Source organism: Acidiphilium sp. (genome assembly GCF_049977125.1).
Lineage (GTDB): Bacteria > Pseudomonadota > Alphaproteobacteria > Acetobacterales > Acetobacteraceae > Acidiphilium.
Window position 1 is genome coordinate 1 of the sequence record NZ_JBMFGY010000045.1, and the last position, 24,345, is coordinate 24,345.

Here is a 24,345-nt window from a genome sequence, read left to right on the forward strand (position 1 = left end):
GTGTTCGCGACCTGCCCGCGGCCGCGCCATATCGTCAAGCCGCTGCTCACCGCGCGCGGGGCTGCCGCCGAGCTGCGCGAGATCGGCAATCGTGGCCTGCGGATGGGATTGTTGTTCGGCCCCGAGCGCGCCGGGCTCGACAATGACGACATCGCCCATGCCGACAGCCTGATCCGCTATCCGCTCAACCCGGATTTCATGTCGCTCAACCTCGCCCAGGCGGTAATGGTGATGGCGCATGAATGGTGGATGGCGCGCGACGAAACCCCCGCGCGCGACATGATTACCCATAAAACCCATGTCGCGACCAAGGGCGAGCTGGAGAATTTTCTCACCCATCTGATCGCCGAATGCGATGCCTCGGGCTTTTTGCGCAACGCGCCGAAACGACCCGGCATGGTGCGCAACCTGCGGCATTTTTTTCAGCGCGGCGAAGTGACCGAACAGGAATTGCGCACCCTGCACGGCGTGATCACCGAACTCGCCCATAGCCGCCATCAACCACCACCGGAGACCGACCATGCCGAGTGATGCCACGAGCGATCGGGCCGCCCATTGGAACGCCGCCTACACGCGCAATCCACCCGACCGGGTGAGTTGGTTCGAAGCCGAACCCGTCCCCTCGCTGGACCTCATCGAAAGCTGCGGGCTTTCAACGGACGCCCCGATCATTGATATCGGCGGTGGCGCCTCGCGCCTGACCGCGTCATTGCACACAAGCGGCCATCGTGATCTTTCGATTCTCGACATCGCCCAAACGGCACTCGATGAAGCCGCCCATACCCTGCCCGCGACCGTCGCGCTGATCCAGGCTGATATCACCACCTGGCGAGCGGACCGGCACTATGCGCTCTGGCATGATCGCGCGGTGTTCCATTTCCTGACCGAAGCGCAGGACCGCGCGGCCTATCTCGCCACCCTGCGAAGCGCCGTGATGCCCCACGGACATGTGATTATCGCAACCTTTGCGCTGGACGGGCCGGAACGTTGCAGCGGCTTGCCGGTGGTACGTTACGACGCAAACCGAATAGCAGAACTGCTGGCGCCGGACTTCACCCTGCGCGCGGAACGCGCCCATACCCATCACACGCCCGGCGGCACCGCGCAGCGCTTTACCTATGCCCATCTGCAACGAACCGGGACAGGCTGAACAACACCACCAACGGGGAAACACGATGCCAAGAATGGACCATGACAGTCTCGGCCCGATCGAAGTACCGGACGATGTCTATTGGGGGGCCTCGACCGCCCGCGCCTTGCGCAATTTTCCGATTTCAGAACAGACCATCGGCCAGCACCACCATCTGCTGGTCGCCTTCGCCATGGTGAAAACCGCGGCCGCCCGCGCCAACGCCCGCCTCGGCAAGCTCGATCCCGCGATTGCCGAAGCGATCGACAAGGCCGCCCGCGAAATCATCGATGGAAAATGGCACGACCAGTTTCCGGTCGATGTCATCCAGGGCGGGGCAGGAACCTCGACCAACATGAACATGAACGAGGTGCTGGCCAACCGGGCCTCGGAACTGCTCGGTGGCGTGCGCGGCGATTTCCGGGTCCACCCGAACGATCACGTCAATATGTCGCAATCGACCAACGATACCTACCCCACGGCGGTCCGGCTTGCGGTATTGCTTGGCAAGGACGCGCTGAGCTCCCGGCTCGATCAGCTGGCGACCTCGTTTGAGCGCAAAGCCGTTGAATTCGCCGAGGTGGTCAAACTGGGCCGCACCGAGATGCAGGACGCGGTGCCGATGACACTGGGTCAGGAGTTCGGCGCGTTTGCCAGCACGATCCGCGAGGATGTTCTGCGGCTCGACGAGGCGGCGAAGCTGCTTACGGAAATCAATCTCGGCGGCACCGCGATCGGCACCCGGATCAATGCCGATCCGGCTTATGGTCCCTTCGCGATTTCGTCGCTCTCGCATCTCAGCGGCATCGCTTTCGTGCAATCGTCGAATTTGCTCGAAGCCAGCTGGGACATGGGGGCGTTTGTCATGTTTTCCGCCGTGCTCAAACGAATTGCGACCAAACTCTCCAAAATCGCCAACGATCTGCGTCTGCTCTCCTCCGGCCCGCGCGGTGGTTTCGGTGAGATCAGCCTGCCCGCGCTGCAACCGGGCTCCTCGATCATGCCGGGCAAGGTCAATCCGGTGATCCCGGAAATGATCTCGCTGGTTTGTTATCAGGTGGTGGGCCACGATGTCGCCATCACGATGGCGGCCGAGGCCGGGCAGTTGCAGTTGAACGCATTCGAACCGCTGATCGCGCATAATACGCTCAATGCAATGAAACTGATCCGCAACGCGGTCGGGGTGTTCGCGACCCTCTGCGTCGATGGTATTCAGGCCAATCCGGCAAATTGTCTGAGGCATCTCGAAGCCAGCACCGCGACGATCACCGCTTTGGTCCCCTATATCGGGTATGAACGCGCCACCGCGCTGGCCAAGCAGGCGCTCGCCAGCGGACGCACCGTGCGGGAACTGGCCGCGGAGGCGATGCCCGACGCCGATCTCGGCGCCATCCTCGATGCGCGGAACCTGGTCGGCGAGACGTTGCGATAGCAAGGGTCGACGGTGTGAAGCCACTCGCGGTTCTTTGCAAATTCTACAACGAACCGGATTATCTGCCGCTCTGGCGCGATCATTATGCCCGCCAGGTCGGGATCGACAATTGCTACCTCCTCGATCACGGCAGCAACGACGGCTCTGAACGACTGACGGGCGGCGCCCACGTGATCCGCCTGCCGCGCTCGGCGCAGGATGACAATCATCATCTCGCGCTGATCCGGCAATCGGCGCGGGAGTTGCTGAAGCGATACCGCTATGTGCTCCATGTCGATAGTGACGAATTCGTGGTTTGCGACCCGCACCGCGCGCCTGACCTCGCCGCCTATGCCGCTCAGGCGCGGCATGAATTGATTACCGCGATCGGCCTGCAGGTGCAGCATGTGGCCGATCGGGAGGCGCCGCTTTGCCGTGACGAACCGGTGCTGGCGCAGCGCGGCCACGTCTGGTTCAGTGCTGCGATGTGCAAACCGGCATTAACCAGTGGCCCGCTCGACTGGTCCCCGGGGTTTCACTGCATGGCACAGCCAATTGTGTTCGACGATCTCTACCTGTTTCATCTGCGTCATTTCGATCGCGACATCGGCTTCCGCCGGCTGCAACGCTCCCGCGCGCAGCCGTGGTCGCATCCCGAGCAGGCGGCGCATCAACGCCTCTCCGATGTGGCATGGCGCGAGCAGCAGGATGGTTTTGGCGCCGTCCAACGGCTGAGCGACATTCCGGCCGAAGCCGCGACACCTGCGGTGCGCATGCTGATGGACGCGGTGATCGCCAGCCGCGCCGGCCGTGAGAGTTGTTCGTACCGGATCGATCTGGGCCTGCGCAGCGAGCAGCTTTGGCGGATTCCAGACCGGTTCCGCGCGATTTTTTGATCGGTCGATTTCCTGTTATCAATGCCGCGATGGCCGTAACACCCGATCCGCCCGCGCGCCGGCTGCCGCTCTACGAGCGGGTCAAGCGCGACATCGCTGCCCGCGTCGCCGCTGGCGATTGGAACAGCGGCGCGCGACTGCCCTCGGAACATGAACTGACCGCCTCCTTTGGTGTCTCGCGCATGACGGTGCATCGTGCGCTGCGCGAATTATCGGCGGAGGGGATTGTTTCGCGCATCCAGGGTGTCGGCACGTTTGCCGCTGAACGAAGGCCGCGCCAGGAGTTTTTGCGGATCCATGACATTGCGGAAGACATCACCGCGCGCGGCCATCGCCATCGCATGCAATTGCTGGCGCAGGATGCGGTGCGGGCGACGCCGGCGCAGGCGCTGGGGTTTCAACTCCGTCCGGGTGCGAGGATTTTCCACTCCACCGTGCTGCATTTCGAGGACGATCTGCCGGTGCAATGGGAGGATCGTTTCATCTCGCCTCGCTTCGCCCCTGATTATTTGCAGGCTGATCTGGAGCGTGAAACCACAGCGCGTTATCTGATGCGCCTCGGCCCTGCCACCGAAATTGAACACACCGCTTTCGCGGTAACACCGCCTGCTGCGGTTCGCGCTTTGCTCGCACTCGGCGAAGCCGAGGATGCCGCCTGCCTGGTGCTGCTGCGCCGAACCTGGAGCAACGGCATCCCCGCGACGCAGAGTGAGTTCATCTACCCCGGCACCCGCTACAGCCTTGGCAGCCGGTCGAACCATCCGCCCGTCAGTTGAGAAACGGCAGATCGAGTCCGTGGCGGCGCGCGCAATCGATCGCGCTGTCGTAGCCGGCATCGGCATGGCGCATCACGCCGGTGGCCGGGTCGTTCCACAGCACGCGGGCGATTCGCTGCGCGGCGGCAGCGGTGCCGTCAGCCACGATCACCATGCCGGCGTGCTGCGAATACCCCATGCCGACACCGCCACCATGATGCAGCGACACCCAGGTGGCACCGGAGGCGCAGTTCAGCAGCGCGTTCAGCAAAGGCCAGTCTGAGACGGCGTCCGATCCATCGCGCATCGCTTCGGTTTCGCGATTGGGGCTGGCGACCGAGCCGGAATCGAGATGATCCCGCCCGATCACCACCGGTGCGGACAATTCGCCCGAGGCGACCATCTCGTTGAACGCGAGACCGAGCCGATGCCGATCTCCCAGCCCCACCCAGCAGATTCTGGCGGGCAGGCCCTGGAACGCGATGCGCTCGCGCGCCAGATCGAGCCAGTGATGCAGATGCGGATTGTCGGGGATCAGTTCCTTCACCTTGGCATCGGTGCGGTAGATATCCTCGGGATTGCCCGACAGTGCGGCCCAGCGAAACGGGCCGATGCCGCGGCAGAACAGCGGGCGGATATAGGCCGGCACGAAACCGGGAAAGTCGAACGCGTCGGTCACACCGACATCTTTCGCCATCGCGCGGATGTTGTTGCCATAGTCGAGCACCGGAATCCCCAGGCGCCAGAACCCCAGCATGGCGCGCACCTGATCCGCCATCGAGCGTTTGGCGGCGGCGGTGACGCCGGCCGGATCGCTCACGCGCCGATCCTCCCACTCGCCGAGGCTCCAGCCCGCCGGCAGGTAGCCGTTGACCGGATCATGCGCCGAGGTTTGATCCGTCACCATGTCCGGGCGAATGCCGCGCGCCAGAATTTCAGGGAAAATCTCGGCGGCGTTGCCGAGCAGCCCGATCGAGATCGGTTTGCCGCTGATGCGTGCGTGCTCCAGCATCGCCATCGCTTCGTCGAGCGTTTTGGCCTGGGCATCGAGGTAGCGGGTGCGTAGCCGCATATCGATGCGCGAGGCGGAGCATTCCACCGCCAGCATCGAAGCGCCCGCCATGGTCGCGGCCAAAGGCTGCGCGCCGCCCATGCCGCCGAGCCCGCCGGTCAGAATCCACCGCCCCGCAAGATCGCCGTTGTAATGCTGCCGCCCGGCTTCGACGAAGGTTTCATAGGTGCCCTGCACGATGCCCTGCGAGCCGATGTAGATCCACGATCCCGCCGTCATCTGGCCGTACATCATCAGCCCCTTGCGATCGAGTTCGTTGAAATGCTCCCAATTCGCCCAGTGCGGCACCAGGTTGGAATTGGCGATCAGCACGCGCGGCGCATCGGCATGGGTTTCGAACACGCCAACCGGCTTGCCTGACTGCACTAACAAGGTCTGGTTTGATTCGAGATTGCGCAGCGACGCCAGAATTCGGTCGTAGCTTTCCCAGTCGCGCGCGGCCCGGCCGATGCCGCCATAGACGATCAACTCCTCCGGCCGCTCGGCGACATCGGGGTCGAGATTGTTCATCAGCATGCGCAGCGGCGCTTCGGTCAGCCAGGATTTAGCACTCAGCGCGGTGCCGTGCGGCGCGCGGATCACGCGGGCATTATCAAGGCGGGTTGGCATGGCGGCACTCCGTTAGGATGACAAATTGTGATGAAGGCAGGCATCGAACAGGTTACGCAGCAGCGCGCGGATCGGCGCGGCGCGTGCGGCGTCGTAGGCGGTCGGCCAGGTCTCGGGTGTGATCGGGCCGGTCGGTTCGTCGATATAGCCACGACAGGCAAGCTCGAGTTGGACGGCGTGAATGCCACCGGCGGGATTGCCGTAATGCCGCGTGATATAGCCACCTTTGAAGCGCCCGTTGGTGATGTGGCTGAACCCGCTCGCGCCACAGCGCGCGGCGAGCGCTGCCAGCAGGTCGGGTGATGCCGAGGCGCCGTCGTTCGTGCCCAGATTGCACACCGGCAGCACGCCATCGAACAGGCGCGGGATGATGGAGCGGATTGAATGGGCATCGAACAATACGATGGCGTCATGCATCGCGCGGAGACGGGTGATTTCGCGGTGCAGGGCCGCATGATAGGGGGCGAACCAGATCGCGCGCCGTTGCGCGATCTCCGCCGCATCCGGCGCGGCGCCCGGATGGTACAGCGGCCTGCCATCGAAATCCTCGGTCGGGCACAGGCCGGTGGTCGCCATGCCGGGATAGAGCGACACCCCGCTCGGATCGCGATTGACATCGATCACGCTGCGCGAGATCGCGGTACGGATGATGGTGACATCGAGGCTTTCGACAAAATCGTACAGCTGCGGCAACCACCAATCGGCATCCGCCTGCGCCTGCCAGCGCGAGACGTAGCGGTCCGCCAGTGCGGCCGGGATGTCGATCCCCGCATGCGGGATGCTGAGGATCAAACGCGCATTGCCGGGGCGGATCGTCAGGAATGCGGGATCGTTCATGCGAAATCGCGCTCCAGCTCAGGCAGATCGGCGCAGTCGACCACTTGCGTCAGTTCATTCCCGACAACCAAGGCGCGCGCCGCGGCAATGTCGGGTGCCAGTAATCGGTCATCGCCGAGCATCGGCACGGTGGCGCGCAGCAGCCCATGCGCGCGCCCGAGTGCCGCGTTCGTGTGCAGCGGTGCCAGACAGTCGAGCGCCTGACAGGCGACCAGATATTCGATGCCGAGGACCGAGGCGAGGTTACCCGCCATCCGCAGGCTGCGCAGCGCGCCATGCGTCGCCATCGACACATGATCTTCCTGATTTGCCGAGGTTGGAATCGAATCGACGCTGGCGGGATGTGCGAGCATCCGGTTTTCCGATACCAGCGCGGCGGCGGTGACATGCGCGATCATATAGCCCGAATTCAACCCCGGCTTCTGGGTCAGAAACGCCGGCAGGCCGGAATGGGCGGGGTCGACCAGCATGGCGATCCGACGCTCCGCGATCGAGCCGGCTTCCGCGATCGCCAGTGCTAACAAATCGGCGGCGAACGCCACCGGTTCGGCGTGAAAATTGCCGCCCGAAATCACTTCGTTCTCGGCCGTGAATACCAGAGGGTTGTCGGACACGCCGTTGGCTTCGATCGTGAGTGTACGCTTCACCTGCGCGAGCAGATCGAACACCGCGCCCATCACCTGTGGCTGGCAGCGCAGGCAATATGGGTCCTGCACACGCGGGTCGCCGATCCGGTGCGATTCGCGGATCGGGCTTGCCGCCATCAGACTGCGTAACGCTCGTGCAACCGCGATTTGCCCGGTGTGGCCGCGCAATTTGTGAATCCGCTCATCGAAGGGCGCGTCGGACCCGCGCGCCGCATCCGTGCTCAGCGCGCCGGTGATCAGCGCCGCGCGGCACAGATCATCCGCCTCGAACAGAGCGACCATGGCGATCGCGGTCGAGACCTGCGTGCCGTTGAGCAGCGCGAGACCTTCCTTAGGGCCGAGCGTGACCGGTGCCAGCCCGGCCTCGGCCAGAGCCTGTGCCGCCGGCTTGCGCATACCCGCCACCAGCACATCGCCGATCCCTAACAATCCGCACGTGAGATGCGCGAGCGGCGCCAGATCGCCGGAGGCGCCGACCGATCCCTGCGCCGGAATGATTGGCATGATGTCATGCGCGACAAGTGCTGACAGGGCATCGAGCGTCGACGGCCGGATACCGGAAGCGCCGTGCGCCAGGCTGGCGATTTTCAAAATCAGGATCAGACGAACCAGTTTCGCCGGCAAAGGATCGCCGACACCGGCGGCGTGGGAGAGCACCAGGTTGCGCTGCAAGGTCGCGAGATCGGCGCGGTCGATCCGCGTCGAGGCGAGCAAGCCGAAGCCGGTGTTGATGCCATAGACAGCATCATTCTTGTCAACGATGCCAGCGACCACCGCGGCACTCGCGGCAACACCTTCCCGGCACGCAGGGTCGAGCGTGAAATCCGCCCCGTCATACAGCGCGCGCCAATCCGCGTAGCGCATCGCGCCGGGCGTCAGTATCATCATAAGTCATTGCCTTTCAGAATGCGGCGGTACAGCGGCGCCGGGCCGATCCAGGCCAGCACCTCCGCCAGCGAGTTGACCGACCAGATTGCAAGGTCGCAGGATTTGCCTTCAACGATCGAACCGGTGTCGCTGGCGATCCCGAGCGCCCTGGCCGCGTTGATGGTGATGCCGCGCCACGCCTCATCGAAGGTCAGGCCGAAGAGGACGCAGGCCATATGGGCCGAAAGGCGCAGCGACATGATCGGCGACGTGCCGGGATTGCAATCGGTTCCCACCGCGATCGCACAACCCGCGCGGCGCATCGCGGCGACCGGCGGCGCCGTGGGTTCGCGCAGCACATAATACGCACCCGGCAGCACCACGGCCACGGTGCCGCGCGCCGCCATCGCCGCGATGCCCGATTCCGATGCGTATTCCAGATGATCCGCCGAGATCGCGCCGTAGCGCGCGGCCAGCGCCGCACCGCCGCCCTCGGTGAGTTGATCCGCGTGCAGTTTCACCACCAACCCATGGGCCTTGGCGGCGATGAAGACCCGCTCGATCTCGCCCGGCGTGAAGGCGATGGATTCACAAAATCCATCGACCGCATCGGCCAGATCCTCACGCGCAATCAGGGGGATCATGTGATCGCAGACCAGATCGAGATAATCCGCCCGTGCCCGATCCGGCGGCATCGCATGCGCACCGAGATAGGTGGCCGCCACCCGCATCCGTCCGGTCGCACCCAGCGCGCGGGCGGTTCGCAGCGCGGATAATTCAGTGTCGATATCGAGACCATAGCCGGATTTGATCTCGATTGTCGTGACACCCTCCGCCTCCCAGGCCGCAAGCCGGTGCAGGGCGGACTGGTACAGCGCGGCCGGGTCAGCCGCACGGGTCGCGCGCATGCTGGCAAGGATGCCGCCGCCCGCGCGCGCGATATCGGCATAGGATTCACCGGCGAGGCGGCGGGCGAATTCATCGGAGCGGTCGCCCGCGAAAACCAGATGGGTATGGCAATCGATCAAGCCCGGTGTGATCCAGCGGCCACCGCAATCGATGGTTTCCGCCGCGGTGAGATCGCGCATCGCCGCGCGCGCCCCGCACCAGACGATCCGACCGTTCATCGCCGCAATCGCGCCGTCGTGAATGACGCCCAGCCCCGCTGCTTCGGCCGGGCACGTCGCGATATTGGCGTGGGTCCAGAGGCGGTCGCAGTGCAAAACTTTGCTCCTGACAAGATCGAACAAGTTGTATATACAACTGGTTCGGATTTCGGTTCAAGCCTGATTGTGGAGCAAAACGATGGCACGGAGTTTGTGGTTCGCCTGGGCCTGGCTGGCGGAGGGCTGGCAGAAGGATGTCGCCCTCACGATCGATCAGGCCGGCATCATCACCGCAGTCGCCACCGGGGCAGGGCAGGGCGATTGCGACATCGTACCCGGCATTGCGATGCCAGGCCTCGCCAATCTGCACAGCCACGGGTTTCAGCGCGCGATGGCCGGCCTCGCCGAGCGCGGCAACCGGCCGGGCGAGGATTTCTGGTCATGGCGGCACGTGATGTACCAGGTGGTCAATGCGCTCGACCCCGATGCGATCGAAGCTGTGACCGCGATGGCCTATGTCGAAATGCTGCAAGCGGGGTTCACCACGGTCGGTGAATTCCACTACGTGCATCACGACCCGACCGGCGCGCCCTACGCGGCGCGGGCCGAACTGGCCGAACGGATCATTGCTGCCGCGCAGCACACGGGCATCGGGCTCACCCTGCTGCCCTGTCTGTACAGCGCCGGCGGCATCGGTCGTGCCGCCGAACCGGGGCAACGGCGCTTCATCAACGATATCGATGCGTTCCTAAGGTTGCACGATGACACGGCAAATATCCTGCGCGCCGCCATGCCGAACGCCGTGCTCGGCGTCGCCCCCCACTCGCTGCGCGCGGCACGACCGGCGGATATCGAAACGATCGGACGCATGGTCCCGACCGGGCCGATCCACATCCATGCCGCCGAACAGCGGATCGAGGTCGATGACTGCATCACGGCACTCGGCGCCACGCCGGTCGCCTGGCTGCTCGACCATGCCGGCATCGATCGGCGCTGGTGCCTGATCCATGCGACGCACATGACGCCGGACGAAACCAGCCGCCTCGCCGCCAGCGGCGCGGTTGCCGGACTGTGTCCATTAACCGAGGCCGATCTGGGCGATGGCATTTTCGCCGGACCCGCATTTCTACAGGCCGGCGGGCGGTTCGGCATCGGCAGCGATTCGCTGATCCGGATCGATGCTGCCGAGGAACTCCGCCAGTTCGATACGTCCCAGCGCCTACGCGATCAGCGCCGGATGGTGCTCAGCCCGCATGGCTCCGCTGGAGAAACCTTGCTGCGCGGCGCCCTCGCCGGCGGCGCCCAGGCAACCGCCCAGCCGATCGGCGCGCTTGCACCGGGCCAGCGCGCCGATATCGTGGTGCTCGATCATATTGGGACCGATCTGGCGGCGCTGCCGCCGGCGCGCTGGCTCGATCACTTTATTTTCGTCGGCGGCACGCGGCTGATCGATCGGGTTTATGGCGGGGGCAGGCTCATGGTGGAGAAAGGTCGCCACCGGGCGCAGGCGAGTGTGGCGTCACGGTTCCGCGCCGTGTTACGACGGTTGGTCGATGATCTGCCGGGTTGAGATTATGCGAGCAAGGCGTGAACCGCGGCGGCGCCGCTTGCAGCCAGAGCGGCCTCCGCCAGGTTGACGCACAACCGGGAGTCGGTGGCGCGAACCTGGCGTTTGATTCGCAACACCGCCCCGCCATGCATCGAAAGCTGCCGCAACCCGAGGCCGATCAGCAGCGGCACGGTGCTGGTGCGGCTGGCCAATTCGCCGCACAGGGAAACCGGAATTCCGGCCACGCGCGCCGCCGCGATCGTCATCGCGATCAGGCGCAGCACCGCGGGGTCGAGCGGATCGTACAGCGCGTGGGTGCTGGCCACCGCGCGATCAACCGCGAGCGTGTACATCGTCAGGTCATTGGTGCCGATTGCGAAAAATGCCGCCTCGCGCGCCAATATGGCTGCGTTGAGCGCGGCTGCCGGGGTTTCGATCATCACGCCGAGCGGCGGTGCCTCACGCGGCAGCCGCACCTGTGCCGACTCCAGCCGGCGCCACACCCGGTTCATGGCGGCCCGCACCTCGATCAGTTCGGTGAGGCAACTCACCATCGGAATCATGATCCGCACCGGCCCGAACGCTGCGGCGCGCAGAATGGCGGCCAATTGATGATCGAGCAAGACGGGATATTGCAGCAATAACCGCACGCCGCGCAGACCGAGCGCCGGATTCGCTTCATGGCTGCTGGGGATCAACTCGGCACCTGAACCATCCGACTGCTTGTCGCCGCCCCAGTCGAGCAGCCGGATCGTCACCGGGTCGCCGTCCATCGCCAGCACCGCCTCGCGATAGGTGGCGAACTGGCGATCCTCGTCGGGGATCGTATCCTGGTTCATGAACAAAAATTCGGTACGCATCAGGCCGATGCCGGTAGCACCCGATTGCGCGACCATCGGCAGTTCGAACGGTAGCTCCAGATTGGCCTGTAACTCGATCGTCACGTGGTCGATCGTCTCCGAAGCCAGCCGCCGCAATCGCGCCAGGCTGTGTTGCGCGCGCGCGAAGGCCATGCGCAGCCGTGCCGCCTCATCGAGACTGGCCGGACTCGGGTTGATGATCAGCGTTCCGGCCTCACCGTCCAGGATCACGATGGCATTCTGCCGGGCGGTTGCCATCAGCCCCGCGACACCCAGGAGCGCGGGAACGCCGATCGCGCGCAGCATGACAGCGGTATGATCGTCGGCCGAGCCCTCTTCGGTGGCGATGCCGGCGAATTGTGCCGGGTTGATCAATGCGGCATCGGCCGGTCGCAGGCGTTCGACCACAAGCACGCCGCCGTGCGGCAGATCGGCGAAGCTGCGGAACGGCAGGCGGGTCAGGTTGCGCAAAAGGCGTCGGCCGATGTCGCGGATTTCATCGGCCTGCCGTGTCGCAGCGCCATCATCGGTGCTGCGCCGCGCCCCCTGAACCGCCTGGGCGTGATCCTCGGTCACGTCGATCACGGCGGTTGTTGCTGAAATCAGCCGCTCGGCGATTGCGGCGCGGATCGCGCGCATCAAGCGAGAATTGCCGAGCATATGGATATGCGCGTCGATCAGGGGCGAAATTTCGGCCTGTGCGGTCTCCGGCAATCCGGCCAGACGGGCGCTCAGCTTGCTGAGTTGCCGGCGCGACTGGGCGGCGGCCGCCTCGAATTGGTGCAGTTCGCTGGCAATATCGGTTGCCGCGATTTTCTGCCGTGCCACCGCAAGAGCGGGCTCATCGGCGAATGTGACGGGCCCGATGCCAATTCCGGCAACGATCGGCGTACCCGAAAGCCGGGACTGACGGCGTGTTCGCGGCCGCGCGGGTGGATTACTCATGACGTCTCAATACCGAAGCCGGCGATCATTGCAAAATAATGATCGATGCTACTCAGCCAGTTTCGTAGAATCCGGCGTCGATCAATTGGGCCACGGCGGCCAGCGCCTCCTTGGCATCCCACCCGTCGGCGGCGATCTCGATCACCGAACCCTGTCCGGCGCCGAGCATCATCAATCCCATGATCGACTGCGCGGAGACCGATTGCCCATCTCTTGAGATCTCGACCGATGCGCTGAATTTCTCGGCCAGGGTGACCAGCTTGGCGGCGGCGCGCGCATGCAGGCCACGCGTGTTGCGGATGACGGCCTGTTGTACCAGCCGCGTCGAGGACGGCTCGCCCTCGTCGCTCATCCGCACGCGCGGCGCGGAGAGATATTGTGCACGACCTCCGAACCGCAGGCGATATATTTCCGCCCGGCGGCCTCGGCGACATGTACGGCTTCGGTCAGGCTGTGGGTGCCGCGGATTTTGGCGAGTTTCACCAGCATCGGCAGGTTGACCCCGGCGATCACTTCAACATTGGGCCGGTTCAGCATCGACATCGAGAGGTTGCATGGTGTGCCGCCGAACATGTCGGTCAACACCACCACGCCATCGCCCGTATCGACTTCCTCGACCCGCGCGGCAATCTCCTGTCTCTGTGTCTCGATATCGGCATCCGCCTCGACCGAAACGGTCGCGACGTTGCGCTGCGGGCCGACGACATGCTCCATCGCCTCGCGCAGCGCGACGCCCAGATTACCATGGCTAACCAGGACGAGCCCGATCATGGGAACGCTCCACTCATAAAAAATCTCCGAATATCACCCGATTTTCCGGGACCGGTCGTTGCCGGCGAGGCTGGTCGCTGAACCGGGCCGGTCGGGCCGGTCGAACCCGCCTGGTCCGGCGCGGGCTCAAATCGTTGCTCATCGGCACCCCGTTGTTCTGCACGAATGGCGCTATGATCCACCTGCACCACCCATTTCTGCGACCGCAGAACGCCGGCGAGCATTTCGATCATCGTCACCGAGCGATGCCGCCCGCCGGTGCAGCCGATTGCGATCATCGCATATTTTTTACCCTCGCGGACAAATCGGGGCAGCAAAAACGCCACGAGACCGACGAGTCGTTCGCGGAACTCGGCATAATCGGGGTCCGCCTCGATATAGGCACGAACCGGCGCATCGAGCCCGGTCTGCGGACGCAGGTCGGGTATGTAATGCGGGTTGCGCAGGAACCGCGCGTCGAACACGAGATCGGCCTCGCGAGGGATACCGGCGGGAAAAGCGAACGAAACCAGCGTGATCGCGAGGCTCGGATTGGCCAGACCGGGGGCAGGGACGGCGAACCGCCGCTCGATCATCTGGCGCAGGGCGGCCAGCGGCAGTTCAGACGTATCGACCACCCAATCCGCCGCATCGCGTAGCGGACGGGTGAGATTCTGTTCGGTCGCGATGCCTTCACTCACGGTGCCTTGCAGCGCCAACGGATGACGTCGCCTCGTCTCGGTGAACCGGCGCTGCAACGCGTCGCTCGATGCGATCGCGAAAATCAGCTCGGCTTGCACGCCGGTTGTCTGCCGGACCCGCGCCAGGGTTTCGATGATCTCGGCGGCGGAAAAATCCCGGGTCCTTGCGTCCAACCCCACGGCGAGGGGCTTGGCCGCCCCGATCAGCGTTTCAACCACCCGCAGCGGTGGATTATCGACCGCCTCGTAACCAAGATCCTCGAGCGCTCGCAGGATCGAATTCTTGCCGGCTCCGGAGAGGCCGCTGACGACGACCAGCCTTGGAGTCGGTACGTTCATGCCGCAAAGGCACCGCAATATTGGGTTTTTCGGCCACACACCGCATCGAGGGCCCAGGATATCTTGATCGCCGCCGCGACAGTCCGAGGATCGACCATGATCGAGGGCACGCCCAATGTTGCATCATACTGTGGCATTGGCAGCCGGTCCGCCACCCCCTCCAGCATGACCACGAGACGCAACCTTGCGTTATCACGATAGGGCATCTCGAAAATGCCCACGCCCCGGATCTCGAGCAGCCCGGCCACGGATGTCGCCGAGCGGACCCTGCCGTGTTCGACAATCAGTTGGTCGTCACCAACCAGGGAAAATCCACGATCGAGCAGTTGCAGCAACAGATCCGACTTGCCCGAACCCGGCGGACCGAGCAGCACAACCGCATCATCGCCAAGCGCAGCGCAGGAACCGTGAAAAGACATCGTAGCGTGATTGTGGCAAGTTTCAGGCGGAAACAAAAGGGGTAGCTAGCCGGAGCAAGTCCGAATCTTTATGATTTTGTAAGATATTCCAGGGATTTGTAACAATGGTGCGCAACATAATTATGGTCTGCTATCTCAGATTGTGATTACTCCTCGATATTGCCGCAGGACGCGACGTCTTGCGCGCAATGGCGCGCCTTGGTCATATCAACGCGTGTGTCTCAGGTTGAGCGGTAGGAGTGAGAATGACGAAGCCGGTTCTGATCGTGGGTGCCGGCTTCTCCGGTGCGGTCCATGCCCGATTGCTCGCGGAGGCGGGCTATCATATCGATGTGATCGATGTGAGGCCCCACATCGGCGGCAACGCTTATGATCATGTCGATGCCAATGGCATCCGGGTCCATGCCTACGGCCCGCATCTGTTCCACACCAAAAACCGGCAGGTCGCCGCGTGGTTGCGGGGTTTTGGTGATTTCGTCGACTACACGCACAAGGTGCGCGCACTGCTGCCCTCCGGTGATCTTGCCCCGTTGCCGATTAATCTTGATACGGTCAATCTGGTCTTCGGCACCGCCTACACCACGGCCGAGCAGGTTGCGACCCATCTGGCCCGCGTGGCGGTGCCCAATCCCGCACCGGCCAATGCCGCAGAATATCTTTACGCCCAGATCGGCCGCGAACTGACCGATTTGTTCTTCCGTCCCTACACCAAAAAGATGTGGCAATTCGACCTTGAGGACATGGCGTCGTCCGTGGTCAAGCGTATTCCGCTACGCACCGATCGCACCGACACCTATTTCGCCGATGACGAACTCCAAATGATGCCACGCGAGGGCTATACGGCGGTTTTCGCGCGTCTGTTCGATCATCCCGGCATCTCGGTCACACTGCAAACGGGCTTCGACCATTCGATGCTGGGGGATTATTCCTTCTGTTTCAATGCGATGCCGATCGATGCGTATTTCGACTATGCGGAGGGCGAATTGCCCTACCGGTCGATCCGCTTCCACACCCGCACCATCACCGACGCGCCGCCACAGGATTGGAGTGTCACCAATTATACCGACACGGGCAACCTCACCCGGGAAACCCGCTGGGATTGCCTGCCACACCATATCGTGACCGAAACCGGCCGCCGCACGATCACCGCCGAAGAGCCCTGCGATTATCGCGACAACAACCGTGAGCGCTATTATCCGGTCAAGACCGCCGATAACCGGTTCCAGGGCATATACGCCAAATATCAGAAACTTTCCGATGAATTATCATCCAAACTCGCATTCATCGGCCGCTGCGGCACCTATCAATATCTCGATATGGATCAAGTGATCAATCAGTCGCTGGCGTCGGCCCGGCGGTGGCTCGCTTCCCGTTCCTGACCTTCGAGGTCACGTCTTGCCGAACATGCCAAGCTCGTAACGTCGCCGTAACGCTCAGGCAAAGCCGACTAGCGGAATCTTGCGTCACTCAGGGCAGACTGTCATGTCTTCGGCAGGATCAACCATAGGAATCGCGAATGCCGGCTCAGCGCCGTGCGGTCATCGCTGGTCTCGCCGTCGTACCTTGGGTACTGCGGCTCCGTGCTGCCTCGGCAATGCCGTCGAGCTTTGCGCCGCTGGTCCGCCGCGTCGCACCGTCCATCGTCGGCGTCTCGGTGACGCAGTTCAACGGGCCGGATCGACCCTCTCCGCCGAAATTGCCGATCCCTGGCCAGCCCAATATGCAGAGCCAGACCGATACCAGCCCCTCCGAGTTCAGCAAGGCCGCCGGTTCGGGTTTCATCATCACCAGTGCCGGGATCATCGTGACCAACAACCACGTGGTGGGGGATGCCGAGCGGATCATCGTCACGCTGGACAATGGCGAACGCCTCCCCGCACGCGTGATCGGCGCCGATCAATTGACCGATCTCGCCATCATCCAGGTTGCCGCCGGCCGGTCGCTGCCCTTCGCCACCTGGGGCAATTCCGCCCATATGGCGGTGGGCGACTGGATTCTAGCCGCGGGTAACCCATTCGATCTTGGAACATCCTTCACCGCCGGCATCATCTCAGCGCGCGGCCGACAGATCGGCGATGGTCCGTTCGATCATTTTCTGCAACTCGACGCCCCGATCAATCCGGGCAATTCCGGTGGCCCTTCGTTCGATATGAAGGGCCATGTGATCGGCGTGAATACCGCCATTGTCTCGCCATCGGGCGGGTCGGTCGGCATCGGTTTTGCCATTCCCTCAAACATGGCGCGTCGCATTGTCGATGCGCTGATCGCACACGGCAGCATTCCACGCGGTTGGCTTGGTGTCTCGGTCAGCGACCTGCCCGCTGGCGAGCCCGGCGTGCGCTTGACGCGGGTCGATTCCGATGGGCCGGCCGGTCGCGCCGGATTACAACCCGGTGACATCGTACTCGCGATCAACCATCTGCCAGTGAACGATGCGAGCGCGCTGATCCGCGCCATTGCCTCGGTGCCGCCAGGCACGGACGAGCATTTGCGCATGGAACGAGACGGTCGATTGTTCGACCTTTCAGTAACGGTCGGCCGCAGGCCGGCGGAATTAGGGAGTGACTGATGCGGATACTCATTGTGGAAGACGACAAGGACGTTGCCGGATTCGTCGTGAAAGGCCTGCGTGAAGCGGGGCATACCGTCGAACACGCCGACAACGGGCGAGACGGGTTATTCATGGCCGCGTCGGAAAATTTCGACGCGATCATTCTCGATCGCATGCTGCCGGGCGGGATCGACGGGCTGCGCCTGCTGGAAACCCTGCGCGCGCAGGACAATGCCACGCCGGTGATGTTTCTCTCGGCACTCGGCCAGGTCGATGATCGGGTGAAAGGGCTGAAAGCCGGCGGCGATGATTACCTGACCAAGCCCTTCGCCTTTGCCGAGCTGCTCGCGCGGGTCGAGGCGATGTCGCGCCGCGGCAAAGGCGAAGGGCCGACCACACGATTGCTGGTTGGCGATCTGGAGATGGATCTGCTGTCCCGTGGGGTGAAGCGGGCCGGCCATAAAGTCGATCTACAGCCCCGCGAGTTTCGCCTGCTCGAATATCTGATGCGTCACGCCGGTCAGGTGGTCACGCGCACCATGCTGCTCGAAGGCGTGTGGGATTATCATTTCGATCCGCAGACCAATGTGATCGATGTGCACATCTCCCGCCTCCGCCAAAAAATCGACAAGCCGTTCGACGCGCCGCTGCTCCACACCGTGCGCAACGCCGGTTACATGCTCAGGGTCGAGGAACCCTGAACCCAGCGGGTGAGCGCGAGTACGCCAGCGACGACCGAAGCCAAGCCGCTAGGCGCGAAACCGCCGAAACGGCGACGGCTGCTGCGCTCGGCAGGGGTGCGCTTTGCCATTCTCTACGCGCTGGTTTTCGGCGTCTCGACCATCGTGCTCGCGGCCTCGTTGCGCTACTCGACCATCGGTCTGCTCGATCGGCAGACCCATGAGGCGATCCGGAGCGATGCGCGCGGCCTCGCCTCGCATTTCAAAACCGGTGGTCTGCCCGCGCTGGTGCTGACGCTGGATAGCCGGATCAACGAGGACATCAACGAAAACGCGATCTATCTTCTGGTCGATCCGCTCGGCAACCGGATCGCGGGAAATATGAGTCGCTGGCCGACCGGGATCGATGCGCCAAACGTCTGGTATCAGGTGCCGGTTGAGCGCGCGGGCAAGCGGTCGCACGCGCTGATGCGCTATTATGAATTGCCCGGAGGATTTCAGTTGCTGGTCGGGCGCGATGTCAGCACCAGGTCGCAATTGCGCCGGGTCCTGCGTGATGGTCTGATCTGGGCGCTGGCCGCCATGCTGCTGCTGGGCGCGCTGGGGGCGCTGATCATTCGTGGCTTGTTCAAGCGTTCACTCGCCGATATCTCGGCCACCACCCGTGCCATCGCCCGCGGCGATCTGACCCAGCGGGTGCGCCGGTCCGGCCAGGGCGACGAATTCGATGAACTGGCCGAGACGATCAACGATATGCTCGATCGGATCACCAAACTGATGGACGGGGTGCGCGAAGTGTCGAACGCAATCGCCCATGACCTGCGCACCCCGATTACCCGCGCCCGTGCTCGTCTCGAGGATGCCGCGTCACACGCCCGCAGCGAGGATGAATTGCGTGGCGCGGTCGAACGGGCCACCAGCGAGCTCGACGGCGTCGTTAAAGTCTTCCAGGCACTGCTCCGCATTGCCGAAATCGAAGCCGGTGCGCGTCGATCGGCATTCGCCGAGATCAACCTGACGCCGGTGCTCGAGGATCTGGCAGAGTTTTTCGAGGCCGTCGCGGAAGAGCGGCATATACGGCTCGACACCGCATGGCCGAAGGATCTGCCGATGGTGGGTGATCGGGACATGCTGCAACAGGCCATCGCCAACCTGCTCGAAAACGCCATCAAATTCTCGCCGCCCGATCATCACGTCTCGATGTCGGCACGGATGGACGCGACCAGCATCGAAATCCATATCGCCGATCAGGGCCCGGGCATTCCCGCGGCCGACCGGCCGCGCGCGACCGAACGATTCTATCGCGGCGAGGCGGCCCGCTCGACTCCAGGCACCGGCCTCGGACTGGCGCTGGTCGCCGCCATCGCGCAACTCCACGGCGGGGTTCTCCGCCTCGATGATAATCGGCCCGGCTTGCGGGCGGTCCTGGTGCTGCCCCGTCGCGCCCTGAATCCGGACGCGACGACGCGGATCAAACTCTGGGCCCAGACCATGCGCAAAAACGAGACCACCCCCTCAGCGCCCGAATGACCGTCGCCGAATGTGATGCGTCTGCGCCGCTCCTCGCGGATCAGACCATGGCCGCGATCACGTCAGCGGTCTGGCTTTCAGCAGATCGCGAATTTCGGTGAGCAGGGTTTCCGACGGTGTCGGCGGCGGTTCGACCGCAGCCGGCGGTGGCGGGGCGCGATAAAGCTTCTGGATCAGCCGAACCATCCAGAAAATAGCAAACGCGACGATGACGAAGTTGATGATCGCATTGATGAACAGGCCGTAGTTCAGCGTCACGTCGCCGGCTTTTTTGGCTTCCGCGAGGGTTGGCGCGACGGTACCTTTCAACGTGATGAAATGATTTGAAAAATCGACCCCGCCGGTGAGGAGCCCAATAATCGGGTTGATGATGTTGGCAACCAGACTTGAGACAATGCCGGTAAACGCCGCACCGACGACCACAGCGACCGCCAGATCGACTACATTGCCACGCAGCAGGAACGTCTTGAACTCGTCGACCCAACCGGGGGCCTTGGGCCGGAATGTCTGGGACATCGAAATCTCCTCTCTAAAAAATTCGCTCTAATTCATCTGTTCGTGAGATTCCAGCCACAGAACACCGTGATTGTCGACAGGAAAACCGGCGTTTGTTTAATTTTGTAGCCGGTTCATCGCCCAATCCCCGGCCTCCGCGACCACCGGGTCATCATCGGCCGCGAGATGGCGCGCGGCGTCGAGCAAGGTTGGATCGCCGGAATTGCCGATCGCAATCGCAACGTTGCGGACAAAGCGGTTGCGGCCAATCCGCTTGACCGGGCCACCGGCAAATCTGGCGCGAAATCCGGCATCATCGAGGTCAGCGAGATCGGCCAGGGCAGGGGCAATGAGATCGTCCCGCGCCGCCAGTTTCTGCTCCTGTCCGGCCGCCGCGAATTTATTCCAGGGGCAGACCGCGAGGCAATCGTCGCAGCCATAGATCCGGTTGCCGATGGCGTGACGAAACGCCGTCGGGATCGGGCCGTCATGCTCGATCGTCAGGTAGGAGATGCAGCGCCGCGCATCGAGCCGGTAGGGGGCGGGAAACGCATCGGTCGGGCAGGCGGTCTGGCATTTCGTGCAGGAACCGCAGCGATCGGCGTGGGGCTGATCGGCGGGCAGGTCGAGCGTGGTCATGATCTCGCCGAGCAACAGCCACGAGCCATGGGTGCGCGAGACGAGGTTGGTGTGCTTGCCCTGCCAGCCCAGCCCGGCCGCCTGTGCCAGCGGTTTTTCCATCACCGGCGCGGTATCGACGAAGACTTTGACATCGCCCGATCGGGCGATGAGTTGCGCCAAATGCTTGAGCTTGCCCTTGATGATGGCGTGATAATCCCGGTTGCGCGCATAGACCGAAATATTACCCCGATCCGGCTGCCCGATCGTCGCCAGCGGATCGCCCTTTTGCGCATAGGACAGGCCGAGCGCGATCACGCTGACCGCGGCCGGCCAGAGGCTCGCGGGATCGCCGCGCTCCCGGCTGCGAGCGGCCATCCACCCCATCGTGCCGTGATGCCCGGCGGTGATATAATCCTGCAACCGCATCCGGTCCTGCGCGCTCAAACTTGCCTTGGTGAAGCCGATCGCATCGAAACCCAGCGCGGTCGCCCGCGCGATGATCGCGGCTTTCAGCGTTTCGGCGTCAGCCACGGCCGCGATAGGGGGCGACACCCTGGTCCGGCAGAAACACGCCCGCCGGTGGCGCGCCGGTCTGCCAGAACACATCGATCGGTATGCCGCCGCGCGGGTACCAATACGCGCCGATCCGCAGCCAGCGCGGTGCGAGCAGATCGATCAGCCGTTCCGCGATCATCATGGTGCAGGCCTCGTGGAACGCGCCGTGATTACGGAACGAGGCGAGGAAGAGTTTCAGCGATTTGCTCTCCACGATCCACTCGTCCGGAATATAATCGAGCACGATATGCGCGAAATCCGGCTGCCCCGTCATCGGACAGAGCGAGGTGAACTCGGGGCAGGTGAAGCGGATCACATAGGCAAGGCCCGGCGCCGGTGCGGCGACCCGCTCCAACTCGGCCTGCTCCGGATTTTCGGGTGCCTTGGTGTAGTGGCCGAGCTGGTGCAACCCGGCATAGCGTTCGTCAGTCATCGCCTTGTCTCCATCCGTCCCGCGCAGCTGCGGCATAAGCGGCGAAGCGCCCCTGTTCGATGGCATCACGCGCGCCGCGCATCAGCGCCTGATAATAGGTCAGATTATGCCCGGTCAGCAGCATCGGGCCGAGCATTTCCTCGCAGCGGAACAGATGGTGCAGATAGGCGGCAGAATGGCGCGTGCACAGGGTGCAGGCGCAACCGGGATCGAGCGGTGACGCGTCATCCGCAAAGCGGGCATTGCGCAGGTTGAACACGCCGCGCGCGGTATAGGCGCGCCCGGTGCGCCCGGCGCGGGTCGGGATCACGCAATCGAACATATCGACGCCCCGCGCAATCGCGCCAAGCAAATCATCCGGCGTGCCGACGCCCATCAGGTAGCGCGGCTGATCGATCGGCAGATGCGGCGTGGTGGTTTCCAGCGTGTCGAACATCGCCGCCTGACCTTCACCGACCGCAAGCCCGCCGATCGCGTAGCCTTCGAAGCCGATCGCGGTGAGCGCCGCGGCGGATTCCGCGCGTAAAGCCGGGTAGATGCCGCCCTGCACGATGCCGAACTGCCCATAACCCTCACGCGGCACGAAGGCAGCTCGCGAGCGCGCCGCCCAGCGCATTGAAAGCCGCATCGACGCGGCGGCTTCCTCGTATGTGGCAGGAAAGGGTGTGCATTCGTCGAACGCCATGGTGATGGTGGCGTCGAGCTTGTGCTGGATCGCGGTGGAGGATTCCGGGGTCAGATGATGCGACGATCCATCGATATGCGAGCGGAAGGTCACGCCGATTTCATCGAGCTTACGCAGCTTGGCGAGCGACATCACCTGGTACCCGCCGGAATCGGTCAGAATGATGCCGGGCCAATCCATCATCCGGTGCAGACCGCCGAGTGCCGCCACCCGGTCGGCGCCCGGCCGCAGCATCAGATGATAGGTGTTGCCGAGCACGATCTGTGAACCGGTCGTCCGGACCTGATCCGCCGTCATCGCCTTGACGGTGCCGGCGGTGCCGACCGCCATGAACGCCGGGGTTTGCGCTGTGCCGTGGGCGGTGGTGAGGGTGCCGCGCCGGGCACCGCCATCCTGGGCGAGCAAGGTAAACTGAAAGCCGCTCATGCCAGATCCAACAGACAGGCATCGCCGTAGGAATAGAACCGGTAGCCCTGTGCGATGGCGTGACGATAGGCGGCTCTGATCCGCTCGACTCCGGCAAAGGCGGAGACCAGCATCAACAGGGTCGAGCGCGGCAGATGGAAATTGGTCATCAGCCGATCGACCGCGCGAAACCGGTAGCCCGGCAGGATGAACAGATCGGTCTCGCCCGCGAAGGGCTGGATCGATCCCGTGGCATCGGCGGCGGTTTCGAGCACGCGCAGGCTGGTGGTGCCGACCGCGACGATGCGCCCGCCGGCCGCGCGCGCCGCATTGATGGCATTCGCGGTCGCGGCGGTGATGATCCCGCGCTCGGCATGCATCCGATGCGCCGCCAGCGCGTCGACCCGCACCGGCAGAAACGTGCCCGCCCCCACGTGAAGCGTGACCCGCGCGATCGTCACACCCCGTGCCGCGAGGGCATCGAGCAGGGCAGGGGTGAAGTGCAGCCCGGCGGTCGGCGCCGCCACCGCACCGTCGGAGGTTGCGAACATCGTCTGGTAATCCGCCTGATCGGCCGGGTTCATGCCGTCATTTCGCGGAATATAGGGCGGCAGGGCGAGCGCGCCGGCGGTATCGAGCGCGGCGCGGAACGCATCGCCGGTTTCATTGAACCGCAGCAGCGCCGAACCGTCGTCGGCGCGCGCTTCCACGAGGGCCGCGAGCCCGTTGCCATGGTCGATCACGATGGTTTCACCCACGCGCGCCCGGCGCGCATTGCGCAGCAGCACGCGCCAGGTGCCATCCCCCATGGGCCGGTCGAGCGTGATACCGATGACCGCATCGCCCCGCCGCCCGCTCAACTGGGCGGGGATCACCCTTGTGTCGTTGACCACCAAACAGTCGCCCGGTTGCAGCAGCGCGGGCAGATCGGTGATGCCGCGATCATCCAAGCCATCGGTGCGCACGTGCAACAACCGCGCCGCATCGCGTGGCCGCGCCGGTGTCGCCGCGATCCGGTCGGGCGGCAGATCATAGTCGAAATCCGCTAGGTTCATCCTTCGAGATAGCTGGAAATCTCAACCAGATTGCCATCCGGGTCGCGGCAATACACTGAGCGCATGGCACCCAGCGCGCCGATTTTCGGCGCCGGCCCTTCGACCACGGCGACATCCTGCTCGGCCAGATGCGACACGACATCCTCCATGCCGAGCGCGGTGATGAAACAGATGTCGAGCGCGCTGGCCTGCGCCTTGGCCGCCTGCGGCCCGACATCAGATCCGACCTGATGCAGATTGAGCTTCTGCGCGCCGAAGCGCAGCGCGATCCGCTTGTCAGCGCCGAATTCCTCGCGCTCCATGCCGAGCACGCGCTCGTACCAGTCGGCGGTGAGGCCGATGTCGCTGCAGGTCAGCACGACGTGATCGATCCGGTCGATGGTGAATTTCATACCAATTCCGCGAAAAAGTCGTTGCCGCGCGGCAGAGCCGAAGGCGCTGCG

General features: G+C 64.0%; 25 protein-coding genes. 10 read left to right on the top strand and 15 right to left on the bottom strand.

Going from position 1 to position 24,345, the window contains the following annotated elements:
* The 5 genes from ACP5E6_RS09015 to hutC all read left to right on the top strand — a co-directional run.
* The coding region (locus tag ACP5E6_RS09015; protein WP_427953900.1) for an RNA methyltransferase at nt 1-531 on the top strand (531 nt) is incomplete at its 5' end.
* The gene (locus ACP5E6_RS09020; protein WP_427953901.1) at nt 521-1,150 is read left to right on the top strand and encodes a class I SAM-dependent methyltransferase; all 630 of its coding nucleotides are present in this window, start codon (nt 521-523) and stop codon (nt 1,148-1,150) included. The genes ACP5E6_RS09015 and ACP5E6_RS09020, both read left to right, overlap by 11 nt.
* 34 nt (nt 1,151-1,184) lie before the next feature.
* Nucleotides 1,185-2,561, top strand: a complete 1,377-nt coding sequence (locus ACP5E6_RS09025) for an aspartate ammonia-lyase (protein ID WP_427953902.1) — start codon at nt 1,185-1,187, stop codon at nt 2,559-2,561.
* A 14-nt stretch (nt 2,562-2,575) separates the two neighbouring features.
* On the top strand, nt 2,576-3,436 hold the full coding sequence (locus tag ACP5E6_RS09030) for a glycosyltransferase family 2 protein (RefSeq protein WP_427953903.1): 861 nt from the start codon (nt 2,576-2,578) through the stop codon (nt 3,434-3,436).
* Nucleotides 3,437-3,465: 29 nt separating this feature from the next.
* Nucleotides 3,466-4,212, top strand: a complete 747-nt coding sequence (gene hutC / locus ACP5E6_RS09035; RefSeq protein ID WP_427953904.1) for a histidine utilization repressor — start codon at nt 3,466-3,468, stop codon at nt 4,210-4,212.
* Here the strand turns inward: hutC and hutU are convergent.
* Genes hutU through hutI form a run of 4 tightly spaced genes read right to left on the bottom strand, consistent with a single transcriptional unit; the run spans nt 4,205 to nt 9,446 of the window.
* Entirely contained in the window at nt 4,205-5,872 is a 1,668-nt protein-coding gene (hutU, locus tag ACP5E6_RS09040; protein ID WP_427953905.1) for a urocanate hydratase, read from the bottom strand. The genes hutC and hutU overlap by 8 nt on opposite strands.
* A gap of 12 nt (nt 5,873-5,884) precedes the next feature.
* Nucleotides 5,885-6,709, bottom strand: coding sequence for an N-formylglutamate deformylase (gene hutG / locus ACP5E6_RS09045; protein WP_427953906.1), 825 nt, complete (start codon nt 6,707-6,709; stop codon nt 5,885-5,887).
* Nucleotides 6,706-8,241 carry a histidine ammonia-lyase gene (gene hutH, locus ACP5E6_RS09050; protein ID WP_427953924.1) on the bottom strand — a complete coding sequence of 512 codons (1,536 nt, stop codon included), beginning with the start codon at nt 8,239-8,241 and terminating at the stop codon, nt 6,706-6,708. Before hutH ends, hutG begins: the two co-directional genes overlap by 4 nt.
* Nucleotides 8,241-9,446, bottom strand: a complete 1,206-nt coding sequence (gene hutI / locus ACP5E6_RS09055) for an imidazolonepropionase (RefSeq protein ID WP_427953907.1) — start codon at nt 9,444-9,446, stop codon at nt 8,241-8,243. Before hutI ends, hutH begins: the two co-directional genes overlap by 1 nt.
* Nucleotides 9,447-9,528: 82 nt before the next feature.
* On the opposite strand from hutI, the gene ACP5E6_RS09060 reads away from it, so the two are divergent.
* Nucleotides 9,529-10,899 (top strand): formimidoylglutamate deiminase, encoded by a 1,371-nt coding sequence (locus ACP5E6_RS09060; RefSeq protein WP_427953908.1) that lies wholly within the window; start codon nt 9,529-9,531, stop codon nt 10,897-10,899.
* A gap of 2 nt (nt 10,900-10,901) precedes the next feature.
* Here the strand turns inward: ACP5E6_RS09060 and ptsP are convergent, their stop codons facing one another.
* Genes ptsP through ACP5E6_RS09085 form a run of 5 tightly spaced genes read right to left on the bottom strand, consistent with a single transcriptional unit; the run spans nt 10,902 to nt 14,892 of the window.
* Nucleotides 10,902-12,683: a phosphoenolpyruvate--protein phosphotransferase gene (ptsP, locus tag ACP5E6_RS09065; RefSeq protein WP_427953909.1), complete on the bottom strand. Its 1,782-nt coding sequence runs from the start codon at nt 12,681-12,683 to the stop codon at nt 10,902-10,904.
* A 52-nt stretch (nt 12,684-12,735) separates the two neighbouring features.
* Nucleotides 12,736-13,035, bottom strand: a complete 300-nt coding sequence (locus ACP5E6_RS09070) for an HPr family phosphocarrier protein (protein ID WP_427953910.1) — start codon at nt 13,033-13,035, stop codon at nt 12,736-12,738.
* A complete protein-coding gene (locus tag ACP5E6_RS09075; RefSeq protein ID WP_427953911.1) occupies nt 13,032-13,454 on the bottom strand; it encodes a PTS sugar transporter subunit IIA in 423 nt (140 codons plus the stop codon). Before ACP5E6_RS09075 ends, ACP5E6_RS09070 begins: the two co-directional genes overlap by 4 nt.
* Nucleotides 13,451-14,473, bottom strand: coding sequence for an RNase adapter RapZ (rapZ, locus tag ACP5E6_RS09080; RefSeq protein ID WP_427953912.1), 1,023 nt, complete (start codon nt 14,471-14,473; stop codon nt 13,451-13,453). The genes ACP5E6_RS09075 and rapZ overlap by 4 nt, the downstream gene beginning before the upstream one ends.
* Nucleotides 14,470-14,892 carry an HPr kinase/phosphorylase gene (locus tag ACP5E6_RS09085; RefSeq protein WP_427953913.1) on the bottom strand — a complete coding sequence of 141 codons (423 nt, stop codon included), beginning with the start codon at nt 14,890-14,892 and terminating at the stop codon, nt 14,470-14,472. Before ACP5E6_RS09085 ends, rapZ begins: the two co-directional genes overlap by 4 nt.
* Nucleotides 14,893-15,137: 245 nt before the next feature.
* Between ACP5E6_RS09085 and ACP5E6_RS09090 the strand changes: the two genes are divergently transcribed.
* The 4 genes from ACP5E6_RS09090 (at nt 15,138) to ACP5E6_RS09105 (ending at nt 19,653) form a co-directional block, all read left to right on the top strand.
* Nucleotides 15,138-16,271, top strand: a complete 1,134-nt coding sequence (locus tag ACP5E6_RS09090) for a UDP-galactopyranose mutase (RefSeq protein ID WP_427953914.1) — start codon at nt 15,138-15,140, stop codon at nt 16,269-16,271.
* Nucleotides 16,272-16,408: 137 nt separating this feature from the next.
* A complete protein-coding gene (locus ACP5E6_RS09095; RefSeq protein ID WP_427953915.1) occupies nt 16,409-17,461 on the top strand; it encodes a S1C family serine protease in 1,053 nt (350 codons plus the stop codon).
* The gene (locus tag ACP5E6_RS09100; protein WP_427953916.1) at nt 17,461-18,144 is read left to right on the top strand and encodes a response regulator transcription factor; all 684 of its coding nucleotides are present in this window, start codon (nt 17,461-17,463) and stop codon (nt 18,142-18,144) included. Before ACP5E6_RS09095 ends, ACP5E6_RS09100 begins: the two co-directional genes overlap by 1 nt.
* A 9-nt stretch (nt 18,145-18,153) precedes the next feature.
* Nucleotides 18,154-19,653 (top strand): ATP-binding protein, encoded by a 1,500-nt coding sequence (locus ACP5E6_RS09105; protein WP_427953917.1) that lies wholly within the window; start codon nt 18,154-18,156, stop codon nt 19,651-19,653.
* 57 nt (nt 19,654-19,710) lie between these two features.
* Here ACP5E6_RS09105 and mscL read toward each other — a convergent pair whose 3' ends face one another.
* From mscL to ACP5E6_RS09135, 6 genes are all read right to left on the bottom strand, one after another.
* Complete coding sequence (gene mscL, locus ACP5E6_RS09110) at nt 19,711-20,169, bottom strand: large conductance mechanosensitive channel protein MscL (protein ID WP_427953918.1); 459 nt, start codon at nt 20,167-20,169, stop codon at nt 19,711-19,713.
* Between the two features lie 96 nt (nt 20,170-20,265).
* Nucleotides 20,266-21,300 (bottom strand): tRNA epoxyqueuosine(34) reductase QueG, encoded by a 1,035-nt coding sequence (gene queG / locus ACP5E6_RS09115; protein ID WP_427953919.1) that lies wholly within the window; start codon nt 21,298-21,300, stop codon nt 20,266-20,268.
* Nucleotides 21,293-21,757 (bottom strand): preQ(1) synthase, encoded by a 465-nt coding sequence (queF, locus tag ACP5E6_RS09120; RefSeq protein ID WP_427953920.1) that lies wholly within the window; start codon nt 21,755-21,757, stop codon nt 21,293-21,295. Before queF ends, queG begins: the two co-directional genes overlap by 8 nt.
* Nucleotides 21,750-22,868, bottom strand: coding sequence for a tRNA guanosine(34) transglycosylase Tgt (gene tgt, locus ACP5E6_RS09125; RefSeq protein WP_427953921.1), 1,119 nt, complete (start codon nt 22,866-22,868; stop codon nt 21,750-21,752). Before tgt ends, queF begins: the two co-directional genes overlap by 8 nt.
* The gene (gene queA / locus ACP5E6_RS09130; RefSeq protein WP_427953922.1) at nt 22,865-23,902 is read right to left on the bottom strand and encodes a tRNA preQ1(34) S-adenosylmethionine ribosyltransferase-isomerase QueA; all 1,038 of its coding nucleotides are present in this window, start codon (nt 23,900-23,902) and stop codon (nt 22,865-22,867) included. The genes tgt and queA overlap by 4 nt, the downstream gene beginning before the upstream one ends.
* Nucleotides 23,899-24,294 (bottom strand): VOC family protein, encoded by a 396-nt coding sequence (locus tag ACP5E6_RS09135; protein WP_427953923.1) that lies wholly within the window; start codon nt 24,292-24,294, stop codon nt 23,899-23,901. The genes queA and ACP5E6_RS09135 overlap by 4 nt, the downstream gene beginning before the upstream one ends.
* Between the last annotated feature and the right edge of the window lie 51 nt (nt 24,295-24,345).